The following is a 20270-nucleotide window of genomic DNA, read 5'->3' as shown; positions in this document are numbered from 1 at the left end:
AGGTCTACAATCTGCTGCTTGAATTCTGGTGTATAGGATTTTTGCTTTTTTGCCATGATTGAACACTCCTTTGTTATATTATAGAATGTTCAACTTTCCGTGTCCATAGTTATATACTAACACCAAAAAGTCCAGTAAGCCGTTGTAAAACAATGTAGAATAATAACTAAAATTGCTTTAATAAGACAAGCACATATACAAAATTAACAAATCTATTTTGGGTGATTTGTTAAAAAGAGCAATGGTACAACTTATTGAAATATAGTATATTAATCTTAGAAACTCTATTAGTGTAATACTTATTTAATAAGGGGGCAAATTTAATGGCTGAATTGAAACTGAAAAATATTTATAAAAAGTATCCTAACGGTTTCGTTGCAGTAAAAGATTTTAGCTTAGATATAGCGGATAAAGAGTTTATTATTTTTGTTGGTCCATCAGGATGCGGCAAATCTACGACTCTTCGTATGATTGCAGGTCTTGAAGAAATCACCTCAGGGGACCTTTGGATTGGTGACAAATTATGTAATGACGTTGCACCAAAGGACAGAGATATTGCGATGGTATTCCAAAACTATGCTTTATATCCTCATATGACTGTATATGATAATATGGCATTTGGATTAAAACTTCGTAAGACACCCAAGGCTGAAATAGACAAACGTGTTCGAGAAGCAGCAAAAGTTCTTGATATTGATCATTTATTAGATAGGAAGCCAAAGGCATTGTCCGGGGGACAAAGACAAAGGGTTGCCATGGGACGTGCGATTGTTCGTGAACCAAAAATATTCTTAATGGACGAACCACTTTCTAACCTTGACGCAAAGTTAAGGGTACAAATGAGAACAGAAATATCTAAACTTCATCAAAGACTTCAAACAACATTTATCTATGTTACCCATGACCAAACAGAGGCTATGACCTTAGGAACAAGAATCGTTGTGCTAAAAGACGGAATTATTCAACAAGTTGATTCCCCAAGTAACCTTTACTCAAAACCAAACAACTTATTCGTTGCTGGATTTATTGGATCTCCTCAAATGAATATGATTGAAGTAAAAGCTGCTAAGCGTGGGGATAGTGTTGTTCTTTCCTTTGGAAACGAAGAAATCAAACTTCCTCAAGATAAGGCTAAAAAGCTTATAGAAGGTGGCTATATAGGAAAAGATGTAATAATGGGTATCCGTCCAGAAAACCTTCATGATGATGATGCTTTCCTTGCATCTTCTCCTGAAAGTATTATTAATGCTAATGTAGAAGTAACTGAGATGCTTGGAGCCGAAGTATATTTGTACATGGTATCTAATGGGCAGAATATGACAGCACGTGTTGATCCTAAATCAAAGGCAAAACCAGGAGATACAATCAAAATTGCTCTAGATATTAACCATATCCATGTTTTTGACAAAGATACAGAAGCAACCATTACAAATTAATTTATTCTAAATAAAAAGAAGAGAAAATACACGATTTGTGTATTTTCTCTTTATTTTTTTGTTAAGATACTATAATATAGGATAGAGGGGATATAACCGTACCTATTGAAAAAACATTTAGGAGTGTTAGTATTATGATATCAAATCAAATTTTACAAAGTACAATTGATGGATTAAAGGCAATCACTAGAAAAAACTTTTGTGTTATGGATACAGATGCTAAAGTAGTAGCATCTACGGAAGAAAACCAAATGGGGCTTTACAAATCCACTGTAGAAGATTTTATCAATTCGCAAGCAGAAAGTCAAATGATTCAAGGATACCATTATTTCAAAGTATTTGATGAAAATTCAACGGAATACGTTGTGTCAGCTAGGGGAGAGGATGAGGATATATATAGGATAGGCAAGATAGCTGCCTTTCAAATCCAAAACCTTCTAGTTGCATATAAAGAGAGATATGATAAGGATAATTTTATTAAGAATCTTCTTCTGGATAATTTACTTTTAGTTGATATTTATAGTAGAGCTAAGAAACTCCATATAGATAATAATCTTACAAGAGTTGTATACTTGATTGAGACAAAACCTGATAAGGATATGAACTTTGTAGAAATAGTAAGAAGTATTTTTCCCTCTAAATCAAAGGACTTTGTCACAGCGGTAGATGAGAAAAGTATTATTTTAGTAAAAGAAATAAATGAAAAAGAGGTCCTAGAGGGTAAAGAAAAGATTGCAAGAATGATTTTTGATACCATAAGTAGTGAGGCGATGAGCAGCATTTCTGTTGCGGTTGGAACTGTGGTTGAGGATTTGAAAGATGTATCGAGATCTTATAAAGAGGCTAAGATGGCATTAGAGGTAGGGAAAATATTCTATAGTGAAAAACGTATAGTAAGTTATGATAGCTTGGGGATTGGTCGTCTAATTTACCAACTACCAGTTCCCCTTTGCAATATGTATGTTAAAGAAGTACTTCATGGAAGAACCATGGATGAATTTGATGGGGAAACCCTAGCAACCGTTAACAAGTTTTTTGAAAACAGTTTAAATGTTTCAGAAACATCGAGACAGCTGTATATTCATAGGAATACCCTAGTATATAGATTAGATAAGCTACAGAAGATGACCGGACTAGATTTAAGGAATTTTGAAGATGCGATTACATTTAAAATAACATTAATGGTTAGTAAATACATGAAATATATGGAGAGAGAATCATATTAAAATTATGTAATTAGGGCTTAATATATATTGAAGACAAAGGAAAAATAATGTAAAATAGAATAGATTTTATGCCTCGTTGGGGGGGAGTAACTTGATTAGATTACAGAATGTAACAAAAACTTATCCAAATGGCACTGAGGCTCTTAAAGATGTCTCACTTTCTATTGATAAAGGTGAATTTGCCTTCATAATAGGTAATAGTGGTTCGGGGAAATCAACCTTATTAAAATTGCTGCTAAAGGAAACAGAACCAAGCCAGGGAGAAATTATTATTCATGGAAAAGAAGTAAACAAATTAAGAAAAAACCGCATCCCTTATTTGCGTAGAGAAATGGGGGTTGTATTTCAGGATTTTAGACTACTCCCTAACAAAACCGTTTATGAAAATGTTGCCTTTGCCATGCAGATAGTAGAAGCAACTCCTAAGGAAATAAGGAGAAATGTCCCGATGGTTTTATCCATGGTTGGTCTAGCTAAAAAAGCAAGGGTATATCCCGGCCAATTATCCGGTGGTGAGCAACAAAGGACGGCCCTAGCTAGGGCAATCATAAATAACCCGCCGATACTTTTAGCCGATGAGCCTACGGGGAATCTAGATCCCGGAACCTCATGGGAGATCATGAAATTGCTAAAGGATATTAACCATAGGGGGACCACCGTAGTCATTGCGACCCATGAAAAAGATATTGTAGATAAGATGAAAAAAAGAGTAATAGAGATAAAAGAAGGCGTACTAATTCGAGATTTGCAAAAGGGCGGATACAATGATGAAGATTAGAACTATTAAATATTTTGCAGGTCAAGGTTTAAGAGGGATTTGGAGGAATAGATTAATGTCCCTTGCATCTATGGGAACTATTGCTTCTTGTTTAATGATTGTAGGAATATTCTACTGCATAGCGGTTAATGTAGATTATATGCTAGAAACCTTAGAGGAGACCGGTGGAATCACAGTTTTTTATACAGAAGATGTATCAGAAAAAAAGACAGAAGCTTTAAAACAACAAATAAATAATATTGAACATATAAAAAATATCGTCTATATTTCTCCAGAAGATGCACTTAATAAAGAGAAAAAAGAATGGGGAGAGTATGCTTCGCTTTTAGAAGGATTAGAGAATGATAATCCCTTACCACCATCCTTTGAGATTGCTTTAGAAGATATTCGGTACCAAAAAAATGTAGTTGAACAGCTAACTAAGATTGAAGGAATTGAAGTTAGGTACCTTGAGGAAGAAACAAAAATACTTATTGGTTTTAATAATATGATTAGAATTATCAGCTTAGTACTTATTCTCGTTCTAGGTTTTATAGGTATAATGTTAATGGACAATACTATTCGTCTTACAGTCTATGTAAGAAAGAGTGAAATTAATATCATGAAATATATAGGTGCAACTGATTGGTTTATTAGATGGCCTTTTATCATTGAGGGAATTATCATCGGTCTTATTGGGGCTGTTATACCTCTTGGTATACTCTGGTTTTCTTATAATTTTATCACAGAACTTATATATGAAAAAAATACACTTATCCAAAATATATTAAGCTTTAGATCGACAGAAGAAATTTTTCAGGTATTGTCTCCGGTATCGCTAGCTATAGGAATCAGTATTGGTATTATAGGGAGCAGTATATCTATTAGAAGGTATCTTAAGGCTTAGTTCTACTAATGGGGGGATTTTTGTGGAAAAGGGTATCAAACGTGGGTTAATTATACTTATGGTTATTATACTAGGAAGTGCTCCTTTTTTTACCGTGTGGGCTGATTCTGTAAGTGATAAAAAAAATAAACTTGAAGATGTAAAGAGCAATTTAAAGAATGCAAAGGAAAGTTTAAGGAAGACTAAGGAAGAAAAAGAAAGCATTATGCACAATATAGGAGAGTTAGATAGTGAATTAGAAAAAGTAAAGGGATATCTTCAAGATATTGAAAGTCAATTAAAAACTTTAGAAGCTGAAATGAATCAAAAACAGGAAGAGTTAGAACTAGCAGAAGATGAAAGGGAAATCCAATATGAGGCATTCAAAGATAGATTAAAATATATGTATATGAATAAAAAAGTTGGATATATGCAGGTATTACTTCATTCTAAGAACTTTTCTGATTTTCTTAATAGGGTAGACGTTATATCAAAAATTGTAGAATACGACCAAAAGTTAATGAAAAACATGAAAGAAAATGAAGAAAAGATAAAAAACCAAAAGCAAGAGTTAAAAGATAAACAAGGGGAAGTTGCTCTTGTTAGAAAACATCAATTAGGAATAAAACATAGTATAGAAGAAACCATGGAAGAAAAAGAAATAGCTCTTATGGAATTAGATGAAGATGAATTGACTTGGATGAAACTTATTAAAGAGGAAGAGGAAATTTCCAAACAGTTAGAAAAAGAAATTATAGAGCTTACAAAAAGAAGTAAAAGGGTTTATAGTGGCGAAAAGTTCGAATGGCCACTTCCAGGATATTATACCCTTAGCTCTACCTATGGGGGAAGAGTGCATCCAATATACGGAAAACAAGAATTTCATACGGGGATAGATATACCTGCTCCTAAGGGTGTAGGAGTGCTAGCAGCGGCTGATGGCGAGGTTATTGCTTCTGGTTATATCAACGGATACGGTTATACAGTAATTATCGATCATGGTAGTGGTGTAAGCACCTTATATGCCCATAATTCTCAGTTAGTTGTATCTGTAGGACAGGTAGTAAAAAGAGGACAAGTCATTTCAAAGGTAGGAAGCACAGGAAATTCTACAGGAAACCATAGCCACTTTGAGGTTAGAATTAACGGAAATCATACGAATCCCATGCAATACTTTTCAAAATAAAGGACCCTGTCCTTTATTTTTTTGTTGATTAAATGATTTAATTGAATTATCTATGGTATAATAATAGATAGCTTTTAATACAATGAGAATATAATCACTAAAGGAGTGCCAATGGATGGAAAATAAAAAAACATTTTTAAATGGTTTAGCCTTAGGTATGGCTATTATTATTTTTGTAAACATATCCTTTTTAGGATTTAAGACTGTAATGGGTATGTCAGGAGGCATTAAGCTAGGCACTAATCAAAAGGTAAACAAGATTATCTCCTATCTAAACAAATTTTATGTAGATAAAATCGATATGGAATCCCTTGAAGAGGGGATGTATAGAGGGATTGTAGGAGGGGTAGGAGATCCTTACACAGTATATATGGATAAGGGACAGTTTGAGGATTTCCAAATAGAAACCTCCGGCAGATATGCGGGAATCGGTGTTGTTGTTTCTGTAGATCAAACAGATAAACTAATTACAGTTGTTTCACCATTTGAAGGTTCTCCGGGGGCTAAGGTAGGGCTCTTGCCTGGGGATAAAATAATTAAAGTCAATGATTTTGAGGTTACCGGTGAGGATTTAAATGAAGCAGTATCTATGATGAAAGGGCCTGCAGGGACCAAAGTAAAAGTAACAATTTATAGGAAAAATGAGTTAGAGACTTTTGAAACAGAAATTACTAGAGCAAATATTGATTATCCCACAGTTTCCCATAAGATGCTTGAAAATAGTATTGGGTATATACAAATTATATCTTTTGATGAAGTAACCTATAATCAATTTATGGACGCTTACAAAGATTTACAAAAGCAGGAACAAAAAGCCATGATTATAGACCTTAGAAACAACCCAGGGGGATTACTCAATGTAGTTACAAAGATTGCAGACCAACTAATTCCAGAAGGCCTAATCGTTTATACAGAAGATAAAAATGGTAAAAGGGACACATATATGTCCGATGCCAATGAAATAAAAATTCCTCTAGTATTGCTGGTTAATGAAAATAGTGCCAGTGCTTCTGAAATTCTTTCAGGGGCTGTAAAGGATCATAATAAAGGGAAATTGGTAGGAACTACTACCTTTGGAAAAGGATTAGTTCAATCCCTTTATCCTATAGGAGATGGTTCTGCCATTAAAATTACTATTTCAAAATACTATACTCCTAGTGGTATATGTATACAGGGTATAGGAATAGAGCCTGATTATGTAGTAGAACTACCAGAGGGATTAAGATCTAAGTTATCCCTTGAAGAGGATGAAGATAGTCAGCTTAAGAAAGCCATAGAGGTATTAAAAGAACAATTATAAAGCCCTCAGAATAGGTGAATGATATGCATTATTTGGTGAAAGTTATTTATACAATACTACAGCAGGTAGCAACAGCGATTTTCCATCCATGGTTTTTGATTGTACTTTATTTAATATATAAAATGTATAGGAAAAACGAGAGTTTGGAATTACAAAGCTTATCCTTTGTAAAGAAAAAGGTATCTGCTAGGATGGTGCAATCTGTATTAAGTGGTATTTTGGTCGGAATAGGAGCCAGTATAGTATTAGTTCTAATTGGTCTTCCTATATATCTTTCGGAATATATGGTATTTCTTTTGCCCATATCTATACTTCTTGCTATAGTTAATTTTAGGTATTTATGCTTTTCCTATGCTGGCGGTATATTGGGTTTTTTGACTTTAGTTTTTAACGGCCAAATGCTTCTAGGATATAAATTGCCCGATATAGATTTGGATATCCCGGGGATTATTGCACTTGTGGGAATATTACACCTTATGGAGGCAGGGCTTATCTTTATTGAAGGATCAAAGGACAGCATCCCTATTGCAATTAAAAAAGAGGGGAAAATTGCTGCAGCATACATGATGCAGAAATATTGGCCTTTGCCCTTTGCCCTGTTAGTTATAGAGATAGTAACTTCTCTCCCCAATGGAACCATAGAAATGCCAGATTGGTGGCCCCTTATGAAAAATATAATGGATAATCAAAATACAATACTCATTTATTCTATATACCCCATTGCGGCAGTATTAGGGTATGGAGATATAGCTGTAACAACAAGTCCCGAAAAAAAATCAAGAAGGAACTCCCTTCTTCTTATGTTGTATAGCTTAATACTTATATTTACAGCCATACTTGCTCCTAATAGGCAGTGGATGCAAGTGATGGGAATTATACTAATGCCCTTGCTACATGAAATTCTTATTGTTCAAAGTCAAAGAAGAGAAAGGTTCTCAAAACCATTATATATGTATCCCGATAAAGGGGTTAGGATTCTTGAATTAAAGCCAGAGAGCATAGGAGAAAGGATAGGGTTAAAAAGAGGGGATATAATAAGTAAGATAAATGGAACCCCAATAAGGGATTATATTCACCTAAGGGCAGTATTAAATAATTATTATACTTTTTTATGGTTTGATATTATTACCCCAAGTGGAGAAAAAAAGTATCTAGAGCATAGGGCATATCCTGAGGGAATAAACGAGTTGGGAATTATCCCGCTAATGGATCAGCCGATAACAGTTTATAGACTAGAGAATATGGAAAGCATAGGATTGTTTAACATGATGAAAAAATAGAAGGCATTGCCTTCTATTTTTTGATATGTTTATGATTTTTTAAATGTTCCATACAGTATTCATAATCCCCTTCACAGGTAGAACAGTATCTAAATTCAATATCGGGGTTATCCCTTTCAGTTACCCCACAGACACTACATTTATGAATTGTAAAATCTTTTGGTATTTTAGACTTAAATTGTTTCCTATTCTTATATACTTGCCGGTTGTTTTTGGCATTATTTATAATATCTTTGCCAAAGAACATAAAGTAGTTAAGCAAAGAAGCAATTGCCGTTAGTTTATGGGGGAGAGGAATCATATTTAAGGGGGCTAGGAGAGTTATTATAAAAAAGGCCCAATTAATCCACGCTAGGTACTTTATCCTTACAGGAAGGATAAAGAATATAAGCAGTTGATAGTCAGGGAAAATTCTGGCAAAGGCAAGGAAAAGAGATAAATTAACATAGGCTGAAGAAACAGACTCCCCAGATATGAATGCAGAGATAGTTGTTCCAATCATCCCCATTAAGTAAAAAATATTAAACCTAAAGGTTCCCCATTCCCTTTCTAGAGAAGAACCAATCATATAATAAAAATATAATACAAATGCCAGCCATAGGGGAGACATAGTGGGAGGAATAAATATATATGTAAAAAGCCTCCAAATCTCCCCTTTAAGTACCAGCTCAGGAATTAAAAATAATTTATATAAATTTTGTTGAAAAAGATAAACCATAACAAAGGTAATGGCATTCAAGCCTACTATATAAGTCATCAAATTAGGAATTGCAAAATGTCCTAATTTCCTTTCTAATTTATTAACCCAACGCATATATATTCTCCTTTAAATATCAATTATGGACATGAACATCCATTTGGGGGTACGGGATATGAATATTTTCTTTATCTAATTCTAGCTTAACCTTTTCTTGTAAATCATAAAACAAAATCCAATAATCTTCGCTTTTACACCATATTTTTACCGCAAAATTAACGGAACTAGAGCCAAGTTCCGCTACACCAATAGTCCAGTGGGGGTCCTTAAGAACTAGATTATGATTCCTAACTATATTTTCTAGAATTTGCTTTACTTTTAATATATCATTTTTATATCCTACGGAAAAAACAAAATCAAGCCTTCTTTCATTTAAAGAAGAATAATTCACAACACTATGATTTGATAATTCACCGTTAGGAATGACTATTTTCCTGTTATCGGGAGTTAAAAGAATAGTATAAAGGATTTGTATTTCTTTTACTGTACCACTAAAACCTTGAGATTCTATATAATCACCTACATTAAAGGGTCTAAAGGCTAGAATTAAGACTCCACCTGCAAAATTTGAAAGGCTTCCTTGCAGGGCAAGTCCCACTGCGAGACCTGCAGCCCCTAAGACTGCAATAAGGGAACTTTCTTTAACGCCTAAAGTGGCAGCCACAGTAATAAAAAGGATAATTTTTAAACTAACTTTAGAAAAAGATATAACGAAGGAATAGAGGGATTGGTCTACTTTACCCCTCCTTAAGAAATTGTCAATAAATTTTACTAAAAGCTTAATAAGCCATAGCCCAACAACAAAAAGAATGATGCTCCAGATAAGTTTTGGAGCAAAACCAAAAAATTTAATTTTAATAATTTCCAACCAGTTCATTACAACACCTCTTATATATCATTATGTACCTTTTTTTGGGTTTAGTCAATTATTCTTGAATTTGCAAACATATGTTTTCAAATATAAAAACATATGTTATAATAACTTAGTAATTAAGAATGATTATCATATGTTTATATTTTATTTATAAGAAAGTGGGTGCAGTATGTCAACTTTTCAGCTTATATCTGAATACCAACCGACAGGGGATCAGCCGGAAGCTATTGAAAAGCTCTCAAAGGTAGTGAAAAAGGGCAATAAATTTCAAACCCTTCTTGGAGTCACAGGTTCAGGGAAAACCTTTACCATGGCAAATATTATTCAAAGAACACAAAAACCCACATTAATTATAGCACATAATAAGACTTTAGCAGCACAATTATACAGTGAGTTTAAAGAATTTTTTCCTAATAATGCAGTAGAGTATTTTGTGAGCTATTATGATTATTATCAACCAGAAGCATATGTGCCCCATACAGATACATTTATAGAAAAAGATTCTTCAGTTAATGAAGAAATAGATAAGCTTCGTCACTCAGCGACAGCTGCCTTAGCTGAAAGAACGGACGTTATAATTGTTGCCAGTGTTTCATGTATTTATGGTTTGGGAGACCCTATAGATTATGGTACTCAGGTCCTTTCTCTAAGACCGGGGATGGAAAAAGCTAGGGATGAAGTACTTAGAAAATTGGTAGATATCCAGTATACAAGAAATGATATGGATTTTACAAGGAGCACCTTTAGGGTGAGAGGGGATGTTGTTGAAATTATTCCGGCAGCTTCCTCCGAAAGAGCTATTAGGGTCGAATTTTTTGGAGATGAAATTGATAGGATTTCTGAGGTTGATACATTAACGGGAGAGATTTTAGGTTTAAGGGAACATGTTGCAATTTTCCCTGCTTCCCATTATGTAACCCCTCCTGATAAATTGGAAAGGGCCATAGCCGCAATAGATGAGGAAATGATTCAAAGGGTAAAGGAGCTAAAGGAAGAGGATAAGCTCCTAGAAGCTCAGCGGCTGGCACAAAGAACTAATTTTGATATAGAAATGATGAGGGAAGTTGGTTATTGTTCAGGAATAGAAAATTATTCAAGGCATCTTTCGGGAAGGGCACCGGGCAGTACCCCCCATACCTTAATTGATTACTTTCCAGAGGACTTTTTAATTATTGTAGATGAATCCCATATGACGATACCCCAGATAAGGGGCATGTATAATGGGGATAGGGCCAGAAAAACAACCTTAGTAGATTATGGATTTAGACTTCCTTCGGCCCTGGATAATAGGCCGTTGAAATTTGACGAATTCGAAAGCAAAATAAACCAAATACTATTTGTATCAGCAACGCCGGCCCAATATGAATATAATCATTCCCAGATAGTTGCAGAACAAATTATAAGGCCAACGGGATTATTAGACCCTATGGTGGATGTCCGCCCGGTTAAAGGACAAATAGATGATTTGTTTTATGAAATCAAAAAGAGGGTAGAAAAAAACCAAAAGGTATTAGTGACAACTTTGACTAAAAAAATGTCAGAGGACTTAACGGATTATATGAAAGAAATGGGAGTTAAGGTAAGGTATCTTCATTCTGATATTGATACCCTAGAAAGAATAGAAATTGTAAGGGACTTAAGGATGGATGTATTTGATGTCTTGGTTGGAATAAATTTATTAAGGGAAGGATTAGATATACCGGAGGTATCTTTAGTGGCTATTTTAGATGCCGATAAAGAAGGATTTTTAAGGTCAGAAACCTCCCTTATTCAGACCATAGGAAGAGCTGCAAGAAATGCAGATGGACAAGTTATAATGTACGCTGATAAGATAACCGATTCCATGAGAAGGGCTATATCAGAAACCAATAGACGAAGGCAAATTCAAGATGAATATAATATAGCCCATAATATCACTCCTAAAACCATCGTTAAAAAAGTTAGGGATATTATCCGCGCCACCAAGGAAACAGAGGATAAAGATAAATATAGTACCCAAAAAGATCCGGAGTCCATGGACAAAAAAGAACTACAAGATATGATAGAGAAGATAACTAAAGAAATGAAAAGAGCTGCTTCTGACTTACAATTTGAAAAAGCCGCAGGCCTTAGGGACGAGTTAATAGAACTAAAAAAACATTTGATGGATTTATAGAGGTGGAAGTATGTCAAAGAATAAAATAATAATAAAAGGTGCAAGAGAACACAATTTAAAAAACATTAATTTAGAGGTACCAAGGGATAAATTTGTAGTGTTTACAGGTCTAAGTGGCTCAGGAAAGTCTTCCTTGGCATTTGATACAATCTATGCAGAGGGACAAAGAAGATATGTAGAATCCCTCTCCGCCTATGCAAGACAATTCTTAGGACAGATGGAAAAACCAGATGTGGATAATATAGAGGGATTATCTCCAGCCATATCCATAGACCAGAAAACCACCAGTAGGAATCCAAGATCTACCGTAGGGACGGTAACAGAAATATATGACTATTTAAGGCTTTTATTTGCGAGAGCAGGAATTCCCCACTGTCCTAAATGTGGGGAAGAAATAAATAGGCAAACTATAGATCAAATAGTGGACAAAATAATGGAGCTGCCGGAGAAAACGAGAATTCAGATTTTAGCCCCCATTGTAAGGGGAAGAAAAGGCGAACATGTTAAAGTGTTTGAAAGCGCTAGAAAAAGTGGTTATGTAAGAGCCAGGGTTGATGGTATTATATATGATTTATCCGATGAAATTAAATTGGAAAAGAATAAAAAACATTCGATAGAGATTGTCGTAGATAGATTAATTGTTAAAAAAGATATGGCAAAAAGGCTTAGTGATTCCATAGAAACGGTTATGAATCTTTCAGGGGGACTCCTGATTGTAGATATTATTGACGATGAGGAAGTAACCTTTAGCCAAAACTTTGCCTGTTCCGATTGTGGGATAAGTATTGATGAAATTGAACCAAGGCTGTTTTCATTTAACAATCCCTTTGGAGCATGTCCTACATGTACAGGGCTTGGTACCCAAATGAAAATAGACCCAGAACTTATTGTACCCAATCCTAACCTTAGTATTATGGAGGGAGCTATTAGTGCTCCAGGATGGAACTCCATAGATAATCCAGAGAGTCACGGATACAATTTTTTCAGTTCCCTATCTAGGCATTATAAATTTGATTTGAATACTCCCTTTAAGGATATAGATGAAAAAATAAAAGATATGATTTTTTATGGGACTAAAGGGGAAAAAATAAAAATCGAATACAAGAATGCCAATGGTCAAGGTGCCTATATGTATGCATTTGAAGGGATAATCCCCAATATGCATAGGAGATATATGGAGACATCTTCTGAATATATGAAACAGGAATATGAAAGCTTTATGACCAATAACCCTTGTCCTTCTTGCTCTGGAGCAAGACTAAAGCCTGAGGCCCTAGCCGTAAAGGTAGGAGGTAAAAATATTTCTGAAGTAACAAATATGTCTATTATAGAAGCAAAAGAATTTTTTGATGATATGAAGATAACGGATAGACAAAGACTTATAGGAGAACAGATTTTAAAGGAAATCAATGCAAGAATTGGATTCTTGGTTGATGTAGGTCTTGACTATCTAACCTTATCTAGGGCGGCGGGAACATTATCCGGAGGAGAAGCACAAAGAATTAGATTAGCAACCCAAATAGGTTCTGGATTGGTGGGAGTATTATATATACTAGACGAGCCAAGTATAGGACTCCATCAAAGGGATAATGAAAGACTTTTAAAGACATTAACCCATCTAAGAGACCTAGGAAATACCCTTATTGTTGTGGAACATGATGAAGATACGATGTTTGCATCAGATTATATTGTTGATATAGGTCCTAGGGCAGGTTCTAACGGTGGTGAAGTTATTTGCGCGGGAACGGTTGAAGAAATTATGAAGTGCAAGGAGTCAGAAACAGGAGCATATCTAAGTGGCCGTAAGCAGATAAGAGTTCCCGTAGAAAGAAGAAAACCCAATGGCAAATGGCTTTCTATAAAAGGTGCTTGCGAAAACAATTTAAAAAATATTGATGTGGATATCCCTTTAGGAGTCTTTAGCTGTATTACCGGGGTTTCAGGTTCGGGGAAAAGTTCCCTGGTTAATGGAATTTTGCTTAAACGTTTAGCAAGAGACTTAAATAGAGCTAAGATAAAGCCGGGACGTCACAAAAATATTTTAGGCATGGACAATTTAGATAAGGTAATCAGCATAGACCAATCCCCCATAGGGCGTACCCCACGCTCTAATCCTGCCACATATACAGGGGTCTTTGATGATATAAGAGGGGTGTTTGCAGAAACCCAAGAGGCAAAGATGAGGGGATATCAAAAGGGAAGATTTAGCTTCAATGTAAAAGGGGGTAGATGTGAGTCCTGCCGGGGGGATGGAATTATTAAAATTGAAATGCACTTTTTACCGGATGTATATGTTCCTTGCGAAGTCTGCCATGGAAAAAGATACAATAGGGAGACCCTAGATGTTCATTATAAAGGAAAATCCATTGCGGATGTTCTTGATATGACCATAGAAGAGGCACTAGAATTTTTTGAAAATCACCCTAAAATAAAAAGGAAACTAGGAACCTTACATGATGTAGGATTATCTTATATAAAATTAGGACAGCCTTCGACTACCCTTTCAGGAGGGGAAGCGCAAAGGGTAAAATTATCAACGGAACTATGCAAAAGAAGTACAGGTAGGACTATGTATATTCTGGATGAGCCCACGACAGGTCTCCACTTTGCAGATGTTCATAAGTTAATTGATATATTACAACGCCTAACTGAAGGGGGAAATTCCGTTTTAGTTATTGAGCATAATCTAGATGTTATTAAAACAGCAGATTACATCATAGATTTAGGCCCTGGGGGGGGAGAACGGGGTGGAGAAATAATCGCCACGGGAACCCCTGAAGAGGTTGCTTGTATTGAATCTTCTTATACTGGTAAATTCGTTAAAAAGGTATTAGAAAGGGAAAAGAAGCACAGCTAAACGCCTGTGCTTTAATTTTCCAAAAAAAACCTGAATTAATATATGCTTATATGAAAAAACTAATAGAAATAAAATAAGGCAGGGTGATAATAATGATTAATAGCATTATGGACACCAGGATGCGCAGAGATGATGGGCACTACCATATTAATTTAAAAATCCCTAAGGATGAATATGAAGTCATTTATGAAGGTAATTATAGCAATGAAAATGCAGCAGATATTTTGACTTATTATTTGGAGATGCGGGGGGACGATGGAAAACCTAAGAACATCTATATAAAGCAGGCAGAAAGTCCTAATATGGTAGAGATACAAGCTGATTTAGAATATTTTCATAATGAGCATACTGATTATGTAAAAAGCCCCGGCCATTTCTTTTTAGATATTATGAACTCAAAGGATAAAGATGTGTGGATTCAACAAAAAAATGACAATAGATAAAACCAGCCCATGGGCTGGTTTTATCTATATAATATTTAATAATAAGGTCTAAAGTTAGAATTTCCAGAAGGAGCAGTATAATACTCAGCGAGGGTTTCATTGGTATAATAATCGCATATGAAACCATCGATACTCGTATCAGAAACCTTTTTTTCTAAATCATTATAAATAGCAGTCATAAGGCCTCTAATCCTAGCATCACCAAGATTTCTCCATTCTGATTTGTATCTTTCATAATCCACATTAACTTTATACACTAAGTCATATTTATCCCCGGATAATTTTATGGTTAAAGGAATTCCAGGAAAGTAATTGCTATATTTTCTATCCATCTCATATTCTAATTTATTAATATCCAAGGTCTTTGTAAAGTCATAACTAAGTCTTTGCCTAGAATCACTTTCAAATTCAACTAAATATTCGCGGCTTTTTATATCGTAGATATGCCCTTGAATGCGTACATCCCTATATGCATACCATATATCATCACAGATATCATAAATATAGTTTTTGATATCCGTTTCAGAAAGATCGGACCAATATCTAGAATCCTTATGTAAATCGATATCAATAGCTACTTCTATATCGCCTCTGTATTCCTTAAGGCTGATATCAAAGAACATCCTTTTGTATTTTTCATGGTCATTTTGGATTTGCTTTTCCAATTTGCTCAAATTACTTGTAGTGGGTGTTTTATCCTTGAGAGATTCCATTTCATCTTGTAATGCTTTAAGTTGACTTCTTAAGGATTCATTTTCCTTAGTTAGGGTATTAATTGTATTATTCTTTTGAATCAATTGAATTGACAAATCAGAAGTATTGTCTGTAATTAGGATTTGTTTACTTTCCCCTACCCAAGATACAGATTTACCTACTAACTCTCCAACCATTCTAATAGGCACATATGTAGTACCATCTACAATAAAAGGTTCCTTATCACTGGATTTAACTTGTCCATTATAGCTGATTTTGATTCCGGGAAATTGCGCTTTTAAAGTTTTTGTTATTTCGGGTGCAGCATATATAGCTGTAGCAGTGGATAAACAAATAGTAGCAGTTGTTGCTAATGCTATCAAACGTTTTTTAGAATTATTAAACATTCTTAAACCTCCTTGATATATTTTTGATAATGGTTTTATTATAGGAGAAATTACTTTTTTTTTCAAGGAAAGTAATGGGTAATTGGAAGACTGTAACATAAACTTAATGTAAACGGCAAGTAATAGCAAGATAAAGAGGTTCAAGTTTATCCCATATTAATCGGCTGGAATCATATCCAGATTCCCCGATATCGATAATATCAGTTTTATCCAATGAAAAATCAGGAACAGAACTAAGAGCAGGTAGGATATTATATATTACGGGGGAAACTTTATTAGGGTATACATTGCCTAGGATTTCTAATGCCATAGAGTCTGTGGTAATTTTTAATTCCTTCTTCATAAATTCGCTATAGGCATTTTTAAGGGTTTGCGCTATATCCCTACAAATTAAGGTTTCATTTTTGATAAGTTCATCTAAAACCTTATTATTTTTAAGATAGACCTTATGATTGTTAAAGGCTGCGTAGATGTTATGGTTATGTATATTAAGTGGTTGATATTTGGGGTTCATTCAAGTACTCCTTTAAGTCCATAGTAATCTTATTATATCTTATTTCATGTTACCTTATACTTACTAAAGACTAAAGAATATACAGTGTGGTATAATATGAGAATCAATCGCAAAAATACTTATATAAAATTATTGAGTTTAATTTTCAAGTAAATCACGAACAGTATTTTCAACTAGAGAAACGGTATTTTTAGCTTCATCTTTAGGAAGGTCCGTAAGGATTATAGGGTTTCCTATATTTATATTTATATGGCTAGGTCTAATCTTAAATCCATTTGCCTCCATCATTTTATAAGAACCATTGATGGCAATGGGGATAACCGGTACTTCTGTTTTCACGGCTAAACGAAGACTGCCTTTTTTAAACTCTCCCATAGGAGCACCCTTACTCCTTGTGCCTTCGGGGAAAATCACCATGGAATAACCCGATTTTAATATTTGAATACCTTCATTCATAGCTTTAAGGGTTTGCCTTAAATCATTTCTATCCATAAAAACACAGCGGATTAATTTCATCCAAGTATGTACTAAAGGCAGTTTGGTAAGCTCTATTTTTGCCATAAATCCTTTAGGTTTATCAATAAAACCCATAAGAAGGGGAATATCAAAATTTCCTTGATGATTGCTTACAAAAAGCACCGGTTCATTTTTAGGAATGTTTTCGAGACCATTTATGGTAATGGTACTTCCAGTAGCTTTTACCATGGATTTTGCCCAGTTATGGGTTACCTTGTGTATGTAGGCACTTGTTTTATCTGGAGTGCTAAATTTCTTTAAGAAGCAAATTCTCATAAGAAAAAATAAAGCAACTACTTGATATATCCAAAAATAAGTAAACCAAAAAATTGTACGCATATACTCACCTCAAAATGTTCATTAGAATTTAAAAATATTATATCATAATATTATACAATCTACTAAATATTTTTGTCATACCTAATATGACATTATCCCTGTCATTCCAAACGTAGTGAAGAATCTAAGATGTTTTATACGCTAATGATGATAAGTATAGGAGGCATCATATGTTTGACATACACGAAGAATTAAAAAAGCTTCCCCAAAAACCTGGGGTTTATCTTATGAAAGACCAATACGACAACATAATATATGTTGGTAAGGCAGTCAATCTTAAAAATAGAGTTCGTCAGTATTTTCAAAACTCTAGAAATCATTCACCCAAAGTCCAAAGGATGGTTTTTCATATAAAAGAATTTGAATATATTGTTACAGATTCAGAGGTAGAGGCGCTTATCCTAGAATGTAATTTGATAAAGAAACATCGCCCTAAGTATAATATCCGTTTAAAAGATGATAAACATTATCCATATATAAAAATAACTTTAGATGAGGCTTATCCCAAGGTCTTTATGACAAGAAAGCTTCTAAAGGATAAGGCCAAGTACTTTGGCCCATATACCGATAGTACTGCCCTAAGGGAAACCCTAGATATCATTAAGAAACTTTGGCCTATACGAACCTGCAACAGGGTTTTACCTAGGGATATAGGGAAGGAACGTCCTTGTTTGCAATATCATATAGGGCAATGTATGGCCCCCTGTGCCGGATTAATTTCTGAAAAAGATTATAAGAAAATGATTACAGAAATAATATCCTTCTTAGATGGAAAATATGAAGAAGTCATAAAAGATCTAGGAAAGGAAATGCTTAATGCTTCTAAAGAGTTGAACTTTGAGAAAGCGGCCCATATAAGGGATCAGATTAATAGCATAAAACGAATTGCTCAAAAACAAAAAATGATAAATTCTGCAATGGAAGATCAAGATATCATTGCCTTTGCAAAAAAAGAAGACGAGGCCTTAGTTCAAGTCTATTTTGTTAGGGGAGGTAAGGTAATAGGAAGAGAACATTTTCTTGTAGATGGAGTCGATGAAAGAAATCAAAATGAGATTATGACCTCCTTTGTAAAACAATTTTATGCAGGAACTAATTTTATTCCAAAGGAGGTTATCCTTCAGGAGGAGATAGATGAATTGAATATTATTCAATCCTGGCTTACCAATCGTAAGGGGCAAAAGGTATATATAAAGGTACCACAAAAGGGAGATAAGTCGAAGTTAGTAGAGATGGCAGCAAAAAATGCCTTTTTGACCCTCAATCAATTTGGAGAAGAAATAAAAAGAAAAGAGCAAAGGACTAAAGGTGCAGTGGAAGAAATTCAAAATACTATAGGGCTTCAAAATATTATAGATAGAATAGAGGCCTATGATATTTCAAACACTCAGGGGATAGAGTCCGTTGGCTCCATGGTAGTATTTGAAGGAGGCAGACCCAAAAGAAGCGAATATAGAAAATTTAAAATAAAAACGGTTATAGGTCCTGATGATTATGCAAGTATGGAGGAGGTTATAAGGAGACGCTTTAGCCATGCTATAAAAGAATTAAAGGATTTAAAAGCAAGAGGATTAACTGTAGAAGAAGGAAAGTTCACAAAGCTTCCTCAGCTTATACTGATTGATGGGGGTAAGGGGCAAGTCAATGCTGCTAAAAAAGCATTAAATGAATTGAATATAGATATTCCTATTTGTGGGATGGTAAAAGATGATAAGCACAGAACCAGGGGACTTCTCTATAACGGAGAGGAAATAGGTCCTCCCCTAGGAACAGAAGGGTTTAAGCTTATTACCAGAATACAGGATGAGGCCCATCGCTTTGCTATTGAATACCACAGAAAACTCAGAAGCAAAGCACAAATTCAATCCATATTAGACGAAGTACCAGGTGTAGGTCCTGCAAGGAAAAAGGCACTTCTTGAGTATTTCGGAAGCATACAAAAAATAAAAAATGCTTCTATCGAAGAAATAAAGAAGGTAAAGGGAGTACCACTTAGTATTGCAGAAAAAGTATATACCTTTTTTCATTCTGGAAAATAGGTAATTCGTTTTAGATGGGATATAAATCATTGAAATTATTAAAAAATATTGGTATGCTTAATCTATGAAAAATAGTTTTAAGATAATAATTATTCAATATACTCAAAGTTGATTTCTAAGATAATTTTCGTAATATGTATTGTGGATAATTAAATCTTTAAGACATAAGATTAATAGAAAATCAATATTGAATGAGGTGAGAGGATGGCAAAGATAGGAAGGCATAAATTTAGCTATGCATATATTTCTAAAGATACAGGGGAGCTATGTGATGTAGAAATATCCCTAAGGGTAGAAAACGATAAGATGAAAATTCTAATTCAATCTAACGATGATAGAAACATTGAAAGGGATTTGCCTGAAATCTTAAACAAGCTTCAGCAAAATCAATTGTTAAAAGCAGACATAAGCATTTTAGAGGATTGTATAGTTTACGTAAAATATCCTAATCAAGAGAATGATAAAAAGGTTGAAATTATGGATGAAAACTTCACAATTAAAGTTCAATAATCGGAGAAAATATTCTCCGATTTTTTTGAGAACTTCTATGGTATTATTTGATTGATTTTACATAAAACTATGATAGAATGATAAAGAAGATATAG

General features: G+C 34.3%; 17 protein-coding genes. 12 read left to right on the top strand and 5 right to left on the bottom strand.

All coding sequences use genetic code 11. The features are described from left to right. Positions 1–323: 323 nt before the first annotated feature. The 7 genes from ugpC (at position 324) to GX308_04235 (ending at position 8071) form a co-directional block, all read left to right on the top strand. On the top strand, positions 324–1436 hold the full coding sequence (gene ugpC / locus GX308_04265; protein NLK21292.1) for a sn-glycerol-3-phosphate ABC transporter ATP-binding protein UgpC: 1113 nt from the start codon (positions 324–326) through the stop codon (positions 1434–1436). 134 nt (positions 1437–1570) lie between these two features. Beyond that, positions 1571–2662 (top strand): PucR family transcriptional regulator, encoded by a 1092-nt coding sequence (locus GX308_04260; protein ID NLK21291.1) that lies wholly within the window; start codon positions 1571–1573, stop codon positions 2660–2662. A gap of 91 nt (positions 2663–2753) precedes the next feature. Further along, entirely contained in the window at positions 2754–3440 is a 687-nt protein-coding gene (ftsE, locus tag GX308_04255) for a cell division ATP-binding protein FtsE (GenBank protein ID NLK21290.1), read from the top strand. Next, the gene (locus tag GX308_04250) at positions 3427–4326 is read left to right on the top strand and encodes an ABC transporter permease (GenBank protein ID NLK21289.1); all 900 of its coding nucleotides are present in this window, start codon (positions 3427–3429) and stop codon (positions 4324–4326) included. Before ftsE ends, GX308_04250 begins: the two co-directional genes overlap by 14 nt. A gap of 22 nt (positions 4327–4348) precedes the next feature. Then, complete coding sequence (locus GX308_04245) at positions 4349–5491, top strand: peptidoglycan DD-metalloendopeptidase family protein (protein NLK21288.1); 1143 nt, start codon at positions 4349–4351, stop codon at positions 5489–5491. A 115-nt stretch (positions 5492–5606) separates the two neighbouring features. After that, positions 5607–6791, top strand: a complete 1185-nt coding sequence (locus tag GX308_04240) for a S41 family peptidase (protein NLK21287.1) — start codon at positions 5607–5609, stop codon at positions 6789–6791. A 23-nt stretch (positions 6792–6814) separates the two neighbouring features. Further along, complete coding sequence (locus GX308_04235) at positions 6815–8071, top strand: PDZ domain-containing protein (GenBank protein NLK21286.1); 1257 nt, start codon at positions 6815–6817, stop codon at positions 8069–8071. Between the two features lie 13 nt (positions 8072–8084). On the opposite strand, the gene GX308_04230 is transcribed toward GX308_04235, so the two are convergent. Both GX308_04230 and GX308_04225 read right to left on the bottom strand, forming a co-directional pair. Then, positions 8085–8885, bottom strand: coding sequence for a rhomboid family intramembrane serine protease (locus GX308_04230; GenBank protein ID NLK21285.1), 801 nt, complete (start codon positions 8883–8885; stop codon positions 8085–8087). Positions 8886–8904: 19 nt separating this feature from the next. Then, on the bottom strand, positions 8905–9705 hold the full coding sequence (locus GX308_04225; GenBank protein ID NLK21284.1) for a mechanosensitive ion channel: 801 nt from the start codon (positions 9703–9705) through the stop codon (positions 8905–8907). A 166-nt stretch (positions 9706–9871) separates the two neighbouring features. Between GX308_04225 and uvrB the strand changes: the two genes are divergently transcribed. The 3 genes from uvrB to GX308_04210 all read left to right on the top strand — a co-directional run bounded on the left by uvrB (position 9872) and on the right by GX308_04210 (position 15157). Continuing rightward, positions 9872–11857 carry an excinuclease ABC subunit UvrB gene (uvrB, locus tag GX308_04220; GenBank protein ID NLK21283.1) on the top strand — a complete coding sequence of 662 codons (1986 nt, stop codon included), beginning with the start codon at positions 9872–9874 and terminating at the stop codon, positions 11855–11857. A gap of 10 nt (positions 11858–11867) precedes the next feature. Continuing rightward, a complete protein-coding gene (uvrA, locus tag GX308_04215; protein ID NLK21282.1) occupies positions 11868–14714 on the top strand; it encodes an excinuclease ABC subunit UvrA in 2847 nt (948 codons plus the stop codon). 92 nt (positions 14715–14806) lie between these two features. Continuing rightward, positions 14807–15157, top strand: a complete 351-nt coding sequence (locus GX308_04210; GenBank protein ID NLK21281.1) for a hypothetical protein — start codon at positions 14807–14809, stop codon at positions 15155–15157. A 35-nt stretch (positions 15158–15192) separates the two neighbouring features. On the opposite strand, the gene GX308_04205 is transcribed toward GX308_04210, so the two are convergent. The 3 genes from GX308_04205 to GX308_04195 all read right to left on the bottom strand — a co-directional run bounded on the left by GX308_04205 (position 15193) and on the right by GX308_04195 (position 17626). Then, the gene (locus GX308_04205) at positions 15193–16257 is read right to left on the bottom strand and encodes a hypothetical protein (GenBank protein NLK21280.1); all 1065 of its coding nucleotides are present in this window, start codon (positions 16255–16257) and stop codon (positions 15193–15195) included. A gap of 103 nt (positions 16258–16360) precedes the next feature. Continuing rightward, a complete protein-coding gene (locus GX308_04200) occupies positions 16361–16771 on the bottom strand; it encodes a hypothetical protein (GenBank protein NLK21279.1) in 411 nt (136 codons plus the stop codon). A gap of 138 nt (positions 16772–16909) precedes the next feature. Then, positions 16910–17626, bottom strand: coding sequence for a 1-acyl-sn-glycerol-3-phosphate acyltransferase (locus GX308_04195; protein ID NLK21278.1), 717 nt, complete (start codon positions 17624–17626; stop codon positions 16910–16912). A 170-nt stretch (positions 17627–17796) separates the two neighbouring features. On the opposite strand from GX308_04195, the gene uvrC reads away from it, so the two are divergent. Both uvrC and GX308_04185 read left to right on the top strand, forming a co-directional pair. Further along, the gene (uvrC, locus tag GX308_04190) at positions 17797–19665 is read left to right on the top strand and encodes an excinuclease ABC subunit UvrC (GenBank protein NLK21277.1); all 1869 of its coding nucleotides are present in this window, start codon (positions 17797–17799) and stop codon (positions 19663–19665) included. 204 nt (positions 19666–19869) lie between these two features. Continuing rightward, positions 19870–20175, top strand: a complete 306-nt coding sequence (locus GX308_04185; GenBank protein NLK21276.1) for a hypothetical protein — start codon at positions 19870–19872, stop codon at positions 20173–20175. The last annotated feature ends 95 nt before the right edge of the window (positions 20176–20270 follow it).

The organism is Candidatus Epulonipiscium sp., from assembly GCA_012519205.1.
Taxonomy (GTDB): domain Bacteria; phylum Bacillota; class Clostridia; order Lachnospirales; family Defluviitaleaceae; genus JAAYQR01.
This window is presented reverse-complemented; position numbering and strand designations above follow the sequence as displayed.

Excerpts from the sequence above, each read along its gene's own strand:
- GX308_04225 (NLK21284.1), bottom strand. The coding sequence starts at position 9,705 with ATGAACTGGTTGGAAATTATTAAAATTAAATTTTTTGGTTTTGCTCCA.
- uvrA (NLK21282.1), top strand. The coding sequence starts at position 11,868 with ATGTCAAAGAATAAAATAATAATAAAAGGTGCAAGAGAACACAATTTA.
- GX308_04195 (NLK21278.1), bottom strand. The coding sequence starts at position 17,626 with ATGCGTACAATTTTTTGGTTTACTTATTTTTGGATATATCAAGTAGTT.
- GX308_04260 (NLK21291.1), top strand. The coding sequence starts at position 1,571 with ATGATATCAAATCAAATTTTACAAAGTACAATTGATGGATTAAAGGCA.
- GX308_04205 (NLK21280.1), bottom strand. The coding sequence starts at position 16,257 with ATGTTTAATAATTCTAAAAAACGTTTGATAGCATTAGCAACAACTGCT.
- GX308_04240 (NLK21287.1), top strand. The coding sequence starts at position 5,607 with ATGGAAAATAAAAAAACATTTTTAAATGGTTTAGCCTTAGGTATGGCT.
- ugpC (NLK21292.1), top strand. The coding sequence starts at position 324 with ATGGCTGAATTGAAACTGAAAAATATTTATAAAAAGTATCCTAACGGT.
- uvrC (NLK21277.1), top strand. The coding sequence starts at position 17,797 with ATGTTTGACATACACGAAGAATTAAAAAAGCTTCCCCAAAAACCTGGG.
- GX308_04185 (NLK21276.1), top strand. The coding sequence starts at position 19,870 with ATGGCAAAGATAGGAAGGCATAAATTTAGCTATGCATATATTTCTAAA.
- GX308_04235 (NLK21286.1), top strand. The coding sequence starts at position 6,815 with ATGCATTATTTGGTGAAAGTTATTTATACAATACTACAGCAGGTAGCA.
- GX308_04250 (NLK21289.1), top strand. The coding sequence starts at position 3,427 with ATGATGAAGATTAGAACTATTAAATATTTTGCAGGTCAAGGTTTAAGA.
- uvrB (NLK21283.1), top strand. The coding sequence starts at position 9,872 with ATGTCAACTTTTCAGCTTATATCTGAATACCAACCGACAGGGGATCAG.
- GX308_04200 (NLK21279.1), bottom strand. The coding sequence starts at position 16,771 with ATGAACCCCAAATATCAACCACTTAATATACATAACCATAACATCTAC.
- GX308_04210 (NLK21281.1), top strand. The coding sequence starts at position 14,807 with ATGATTAATAGCATTATGGACACCAGGATGCGCAGAGATGATGGGCAC.
- GX308_04230 (NLK21285.1), bottom strand. The coding sequence starts at position 8,885 with ATGCGTTGGGTTAATAAATTAGAAAGGAAATTAGGACATTTTGCAATT.